Raw genomic sequence first — 5,623 nt, 5'->3', positions numbered from 1 at the left:
CTGCGGCCGCGATGGAGCAGGCGGGACCACCCGCTGAAACAGCTCCCACAACTCGTCTGGAACCACGCGCTCGACCATCACCACACAGTGCAGACGTACCCAGTACGCCAAATGAGACGACGTCTTAGAGCTCATCCGGAAACTGGGGTGAGGTGGGCCGCGCCGAGGCTCTTCCGAGTCCGGGTGACAAGGCGGAACTCCTGGTAGATCGGTCGATTGTCAGGATCAGGCCGTGTCCGCCAGGAGTTCGTGGTGTTGGTTGTCGTTGAGCACCCCCGCACGGCCCAGAGACGGCCCAGTCCATGGGGCCGTGCACCCGCATGCCTGACGGGTCACTCCTGCCGCTTCCGCCACTCGGCAGGGTGATGCTGCGAACCAGTGGGCCGGCCTCCGGCCATGAGTGATCATTTGGCCCCCACGGGGGATGACGTCAACCCGGCCAGGGGAACCGCTGGGTATGCCGAGACGGCGGACGCGCTGGCCGTCCAGTACGAGGAAGTCACCTTCGATGAAGTCCACCGCGACGTGCTGCGGCTGGTCCTGGCGAGCCCGGCCGCATCCTGGATGTGGGTGCAGGGACCGGGCGCGATGCCGCCGCGTTGGCGGCGCCCGTGGACACCGTGTCGTGGCTGTCGAGCCGACTACGGAGTTGCGGGCGCATGGGCAGCGAATCCATGCAGATAGCGGGATTGATTGGGTCGACGACATTCTTCCGGACCTGGCGCTGAGCCAGCACACAGGTCAATTCGACGCGGTCTTCGTTACTGCGGTGTGGATGCATCTGGACGCCGAGGAACGCCGACACGCGATGGCCAGGATCGCCGGGTTGCTGGTGCCTGGCGGCCGGTTCTTCGTCAATCTACGCCATCGGCCCTGTGCCCGGTGGCCGCCACATGTTCGACGTGTCCGCTGCTGAGACAGTCGAGCTAGGTGGTACATACGGCCTGCAGACGGTCCACACCAGTGAGCGTCCCGATCTTCACGGCCGTGACAGCGTCCGATGGAGCTGTCTGGTACTTCAGACGAATGACGCCGACAACTCGCCCAACTGAACGCGAACTCCTGATGTCGGTCAACTTTGCTTCAAAGTTGAGCACCTGCGCCGGCCCCGAACCACCATCTCTGAGCAGGACAAGAGGCTTGCGTCCTGAGAAGTGGTGTACGACCTGATCCGGGGGTTTGCTCCGGCATCGGGATGGTGCCCGCATAGATGAGCGGCCACCGGCTGATCTTCGAGGTGTCGAAGCTCGAAGGAGATCAGCACGATGACCGCATCAGACAGTCTGCCCCTGCACGCCCTTGCCGAGGACAACCTCGCCGCGGCGAGTCCCGATCTGCTGCGCGCGATGGTCAAGACGTTCGCCGACGCGCTCATGTCGGCGGAGGCCAACGCCTCTGCAACGCGGAATACGGACAGGTCAGCGACAACTGACCTCACTGCTGCTCGATAAATCCAGTCGACGGGAGCCTCGGGTTCGGGGATGGTGTCGACGGACTCCAAAACGCTTTTGTGTGAAAGGAGTTTGGTGGCCTCGTCCGGGAGGGCTCGGTGCTCGCCGGCGAGGTCGACCATCTTCAGCACGTTCGCGGCGCCGGTACTGGCGGGGGATCGGCGATGAGCGGAGGGAGGCGAAGGCCTGCTGGGGTGCCTCGACAGGGGCAACGCACCGCTGTGGGACGAGGGGTGGGTCCCTCAGTTGTTCTGAGGGACCCGTCATGGTGCATATGACCGGTCAGATCTGCAGGATCAGCGCCATGGTGAGTGCTGTGCTCGGCGTTCGTGGTGGCAGCATGCGGTGTCGTGGCAGATGACAGCACCAGCAGGTTTCAGGCGGGCCGGACGGCCCTCATCGTCAGGGTCCCGGACGCGGAGTCGGCCGTCCGCGTGTGGCGTGAACGGTTTGATCCGTCGGCCCGAGCAGGAGTACCAGCACATGTCACGGTGCTTTTCCCGTTCCTCGACGAGAGCCGAATAGACGCGCGTGTCTGCTTGACCCTCACTGGTGTGCTGGGCAGGCATCGTGCCTTTGACCTGTGGTTTGAGGGCTGTGGGCGGTTTCCGGGGGTGCTGTACCTCGCTCCTGAGCCAGACGGGCAGTTGCGGCTGCTCACTGAGGTGATCGCTGACCTGTGGCCCGAGGCCCCTCCCTATGGGGGCCGGTTCACCGAGATCGTGCCCCACCTGACCGTCGCTGACGGTCAGGATGATGCAGTTCTGGATGAGATTGAGGCCGACCTGCTCGGCAAGCTCCCTTTCACGTCCCGGGTCTCGTCAGTTGACCTCATGGTGCATGACGGTGCGAAGTGGCAGGAGCGGTCGTCGTTCGCGCTCCTTGAATGAACCGGCCGTGGGCTTGGCTGGCCCGCCCGCAACGGGCAGCGGAACACGGTCGGCCGGTCGGCGAGGTGGGGGCACTGCTTGGCGGGGGTTGCTATCGCCGGCACAGGTAGGTGAGTCCGGCTCGTAGCGCCCTCTCGCCCAGCCCCGCTTGCGGGTGCAGGGTGAAGCCGAACAGGAAGCCGCCGTAGGTGAGCTGAACGCACACCACGGTGATCATGCCGACCGCCATACCGGACGCGCGCAGCACGTCCCGCGCCGGGCGGCCGGGCAGTGCGGCACCGGAGTGAAAAGACGCGGCCCCCGCTCCGAAGCCGGAGAGGGGGCCTGGCCGTCGGGACGCTCAGACGGGGCTCAGTGCGCAGGCGCCGACATCGGGCTGTTGTGGTAGGTGGCGATGTACCAGTTGCCGTCGCGCTTCTCGAGGACCCAGGTCGCGTAGATTTTGCGCGCGTCCGGAACTTCCGTCTCGCCGGCGAACAGGATGCCCGATTCGCTGACGACGATCGCCCCGTCGTTGCCGAGGAAGCGAATGCTGAGCTGTTTGTTGTAGGTCGAGCTGCCCTTGAGCGGCCCCTCGAAGCTCTTGGCCATGGACTCGCGGATCACGTCACGGCTGTCGCGGAGGGAGCCGGGCAGGATGGCGGTCGCGTCCTCGGTGTAGTTGGCGACGAAGGCGTCGGCGTCGTTGGCCTCCCATGCCTTGTAGGCCTCGGCCAGCACAGCGTTGACCGCGGCTTCGTCTTCCTTACGACTGTCTGACATGAGATTCTCCCTGATGATCAGTTCGCCGGCGTGTTCCGGCGAGCTCACGGATACATACCTGCGGCGGGGTCGAAACTCATCGCGCCGGCGGTCACGAGATGGACGGGCGTGCTCGGCGGGGCAAGCGACCGACGCGAGGGCGATGGATCCGGCCAGCCCTGCCTGCCGAGGATCGCGACCGTGTTCACGTCACTGTCCAGTGCGCTGTCCCCGGCCGGTCATCGTCCTACGCGCTTGCCATGCAACCGCTTCCCGCACCTGCGTTTGCGCAGTGGGGGAGAAGCCGTGGACCAGCGCCGGGCCATACCGTTGCGACCGCGCGAAGGCGTCCTGGAGTAATTGTCAAATCCTGTGGATCATTGTCTGCGCCAGCGAAGTTCGGCTGGGTGTCCCCGAGTGTCGACGAGTGCGGCTCGTTTGTGACACTCGTCCCCATGACCAGCAGCAACGCCCTTGGCTTCACCCAGATCGTTGACCCGCACGAGATCACTGACGAGCTGAAGCAGACCCTCGTGGACTGCTGGACCGAGGTGAGCAATGCGGGTGGGGCGGCCGGGTTCCCCTTTCCGCCGGTGGATGCCGCCGAGGTCACCGCTGTCCTTGACCGCATCATCGAGAAGCTTGCCCCAACGACCAGCCGCCTTCTGATCGCCCTGGCCGATGGCACCGTCGCGGGCTGGCTGAACATCCGCTGCGACCCCCACCCGCCCGTCGCGCACTGGGGCACGATTCACCACGTGCAAACCCGTCTCGGCGTCCGGGGCCAGGGGATCGGCGCGGCATTGATGAGCCGGGTCCGTGAGGTCGCCCGCGACGAGATGGGCCTGGAGCAGCTGCACCTTGCCGCCCGCGGTGGTGTCGGTCTCGAAGAGTTCTATGGCCGACTCGGCTGGAAGGAAATCGGCAGGTGGCCCGGCGCTCTGCGGCTGGCCTCCGACGACGATCGCGATGAGGTCCTCATGGTGTTGTCGCCTTTGTGACACCCAGCAACCTGATCTTGGCCCAGGTAGGGCACGACGACAGGGACAGCAAGGTTGTCATGCCGAGAGGGGCTGCGTGCGCTCAATGAGCTGTCCGCGTTCGAAGCGGGCTCCGGCGCGGACGACGGCGACGAGGTGAGGTGAGTTCACGGCCCGCCAGCGGGCCTGGGCGGACTCGACGAGCTTGAAGACCATGGCCAAGGCGGCGGCCGCGCTGCCGGCACCTCGGGTGACCTTGGTCCGCCAGCGAACGGTGGCGAAGGTCGACTCAATCGGGTTCGTTGTGCGCAAGTGGATCCAGTGCTCGGCGGGAAAGTCGTAGAACGCCAGCAGTTCGTCGACTTCGTCGGTGATCTTCTTGACAGCCTTGGGGAACTTCGCGCCGTAGCTCTTGGCGAACGCGGCGACGGCCTTGAGCGCGTGGTCGCGGTCCTCGGCGTTGTAGATCTCCTGCAGGGCCTTCTTCGCGCCGGGCTGCGCGGACTTCGGCAGGGCGTTCGCAACGTTGGCGATCTTGTGAACCCAGCACCTCTGATGCCGGGTCTCGGGGAAGACTTCGGCCAGGGCCTTCCAGAAGCCGAGTGCGCCGTAGCCGACCGCGAGGACGGGAGCGTGCATCCCGCGCCGTTGGCAGTCGCGCAGCAGGTCGGCCCAGGAGTCGGCGGACTCGCGGTAGCCATCGTTCATGGCGATCAGCTCTTTCGTGCCGTCCGCGCGGACGCCCATCAGCACCAGCACGCACGACTTCGCCTCCCTCAGGCGTATGCGCAGGTGGATGCCGTCGGCCCAGACGTAGACGTAGTCGCTGGCGGACAGATCGCGCTCGCCGAACGCCTGGTGGTCGGCCTGCCACTGCTGGGTGAGGCGGGTGACCGTCGCCGGCGATAGCCCGGCCGTCGACCCCAGGAACTGCTCGAGTGCGGGCACGAAGTCGCCAGACGACAGGCCGTGGAGATAGAGCAGGGGCAGCACCTCGCTGATCTTCGGGGACTTGCGGCACCAAGGCGGCAGGATCGCGGAGGAGAACCGCTTGCGCTCGCCCGAGGCCTCGTCGACGCGCCTGTCGTTCACCCGTGGTGCCTTCACCTCGACCGCCCCGGCTGTGGTCGTGAGCTTCCTCGGCTGGTGATAGCCGTTGCGGACCACCATGCGACGCCCGTGCTCGTCGCGCTGGTCGGCCAACTCAGCTATATGCGCGTTGACTTCGGCGTCCAGGGCGGCGGCGAGCATCCGCCTCGCGCCCTCGCGGACGATGTCGTCGATCAGAGAGCCGGTGTCGGTCGTTCCATCGGCATTTACTACGCTCAGCACGGGCGTGCCTTCCCGACCGACGGTGCAACGTCGGCCTACTCGATGACCAGAAGTCGATCACTCGGGAAGGTACGCCCTTTGCGCCCAACCCGAGGCCGATCCACGGGTCTGTACGGTGAGTGGTGTAACTCGCTAGCTGGAAGCGACAGTTGATGACTGACGTGACGAGTGACGCCGAGGCCGGGAAGGCCGCTGTGAGTGGGACGGGCGCCGTGGATGACGGGCTGGT

7 protein-coding genes are annotated in these 5,623 nt (G+C 66.0%); 4 read left to right on the top strand and 3 right to left on the bottom strand.

The genetic code is table 11. The features are described 5' to 3' along the window. The first annotated feature begins 424 nt into the window (after positions 1–424). The 3 genes from ACIPM1_RS33755 (at position 425) to ACIPM1_RS33745 (ending at position 2,341) form a co-directional block, all read left to right on the top strand. Complete coding sequence (locus ACIPM1_RS33755) at positions 425–916, top strand: class I SAM-dependent methyltransferase (RefSeq protein WP_402441190.1); 492 nt, start codon at positions 425–427, stop codon at positions 914–916. Between the two features lie 349 nt (positions 917–1,265). Beyond that, positions 1,266–1,451: a hypothetical protein gene (locus ACIPM1_RS33750; protein WP_402441188.1), complete on the top strand. Its 186-nt coding sequence runs from the start codon at positions 1,266–1,268 to the stop codon at positions 1,449–1,451. Between the two features lie 350 nt (positions 1,452–1,801). Continuing rightward, positions 1,802–2,341 carry a 2'-5' RNA ligase family protein gene (locus ACIPM1_RS33745; protein ID WP_402441186.1) on the top strand — a complete coding sequence of 180 codons (540 nt, stop codon included), beginning with the start codon at positions 1,802–1,804 and terminating at the stop codon, positions 2,339–2,341. A 91-nt stretch (positions 2,342–2,432) separates the two neighbouring features. Here ACIPM1_RS33745 and ACIPM1_RS33740 read toward each other — a convergent pair whose 3' ends face one another. Both ACIPM1_RS33740 and ACIPM1_RS33735 read right to left on the bottom strand, forming a co-directional pair. Continuing rightward, positions 2,433–2,558 carry a hypothetical protein gene (locus ACIPM1_RS33740; protein WP_402441184.1) on the bottom strand — a complete coding sequence of 42 codons (126 nt, stop codon included), beginning with the start codon at positions 2,556–2,558 and terminating at the stop codon, positions 2,433–2,435. A gap of 134 nt (positions 2,559–2,692) precedes the next feature. After that, a complete protein-coding gene (locus ACIPM1_RS33735; protein WP_402441183.1) occupies positions 2,693–3,151 on the bottom strand; it encodes an SgcJ/EcaC family oxidoreductase in 459 nt (152 codons plus the stop codon). A 386-nt stretch (positions 3,152–3,537) separates the two neighbouring features. Here ACIPM1_RS33735 and ACIPM1_RS33730 point away from each other — a divergent pair, with 386 nt between their 5' ends. Then, positions 3,538–4,083: a GNAT family N-acetyltransferase gene (locus ACIPM1_RS33730; protein WP_402441181.1), complete on the top strand. Its 546-nt coding sequence runs from the start codon at positions 3,538–3,540 to the stop codon at positions 4,081–4,083. A gap of 57 nt (positions 4,084–4,140) precedes the next feature. Here the strand turns inward: ACIPM1_RS33730 and ACIPM1_RS33725 are convergent, their stop codons facing one another. After that, complete coding sequence (locus ACIPM1_RS33725) at positions 4,141–5,394, bottom strand: IS256 family transposase (protein ID WP_402441179.1); 1,254 nt, start codon at positions 5,392–5,394, stop codon at positions 4,141–4,143. Between the last annotated feature and the right edge of the window lie 229 nt (positions 5,395–5,623).

The sequence above is a fragment of the Streptomyces sp. NPDC086766 genome, from assembly GCF_044746005.1.
In the GTDB taxonomy this organism is placed as follows: domain Bacteria; phylum Actinomycetota; class Actinomycetes; order Streptomycetales; family Streptomycetaceae; genus Streptomyces.
The sequence above is the reverse complement of the archived record's forward strand: the minus strand, read 5'-3'. Positions and strand labels throughout refer to the sequence as shown.

Excerpts from the sequence above, each read along its gene's own strand:
- ACIPM1_RS33750 (WP_402441188.1), top strand. The coding sequence starts at position 1,266 with ATGACCGCATCAGACAGTCTGCCCCTGCACGCCCTTGCCGAGGACAAC.
- ACIPM1_RS33740 (WP_402441184.1), bottom strand. The coding sequence starts at position 2,558 with ATGATCACCGTGGTGTGCGTTCAGCTCACCTACGGCGGCTTCCTGTTC.
- ACIPM1_RS33755 (WP_402441190.1), top strand. The coding sequence starts at position 425 with ATGACGTCAACCCGGCCAGGGGAACCGCTGGGTATGCCGAGACGGCGG.
- ACIPM1_RS33730 (WP_402441181.1), top strand. The coding sequence starts at position 3,538 with ATGACCAGCAGCAACGCCCTTGGCTTCACCCAGATCGTTGACCCGCAC.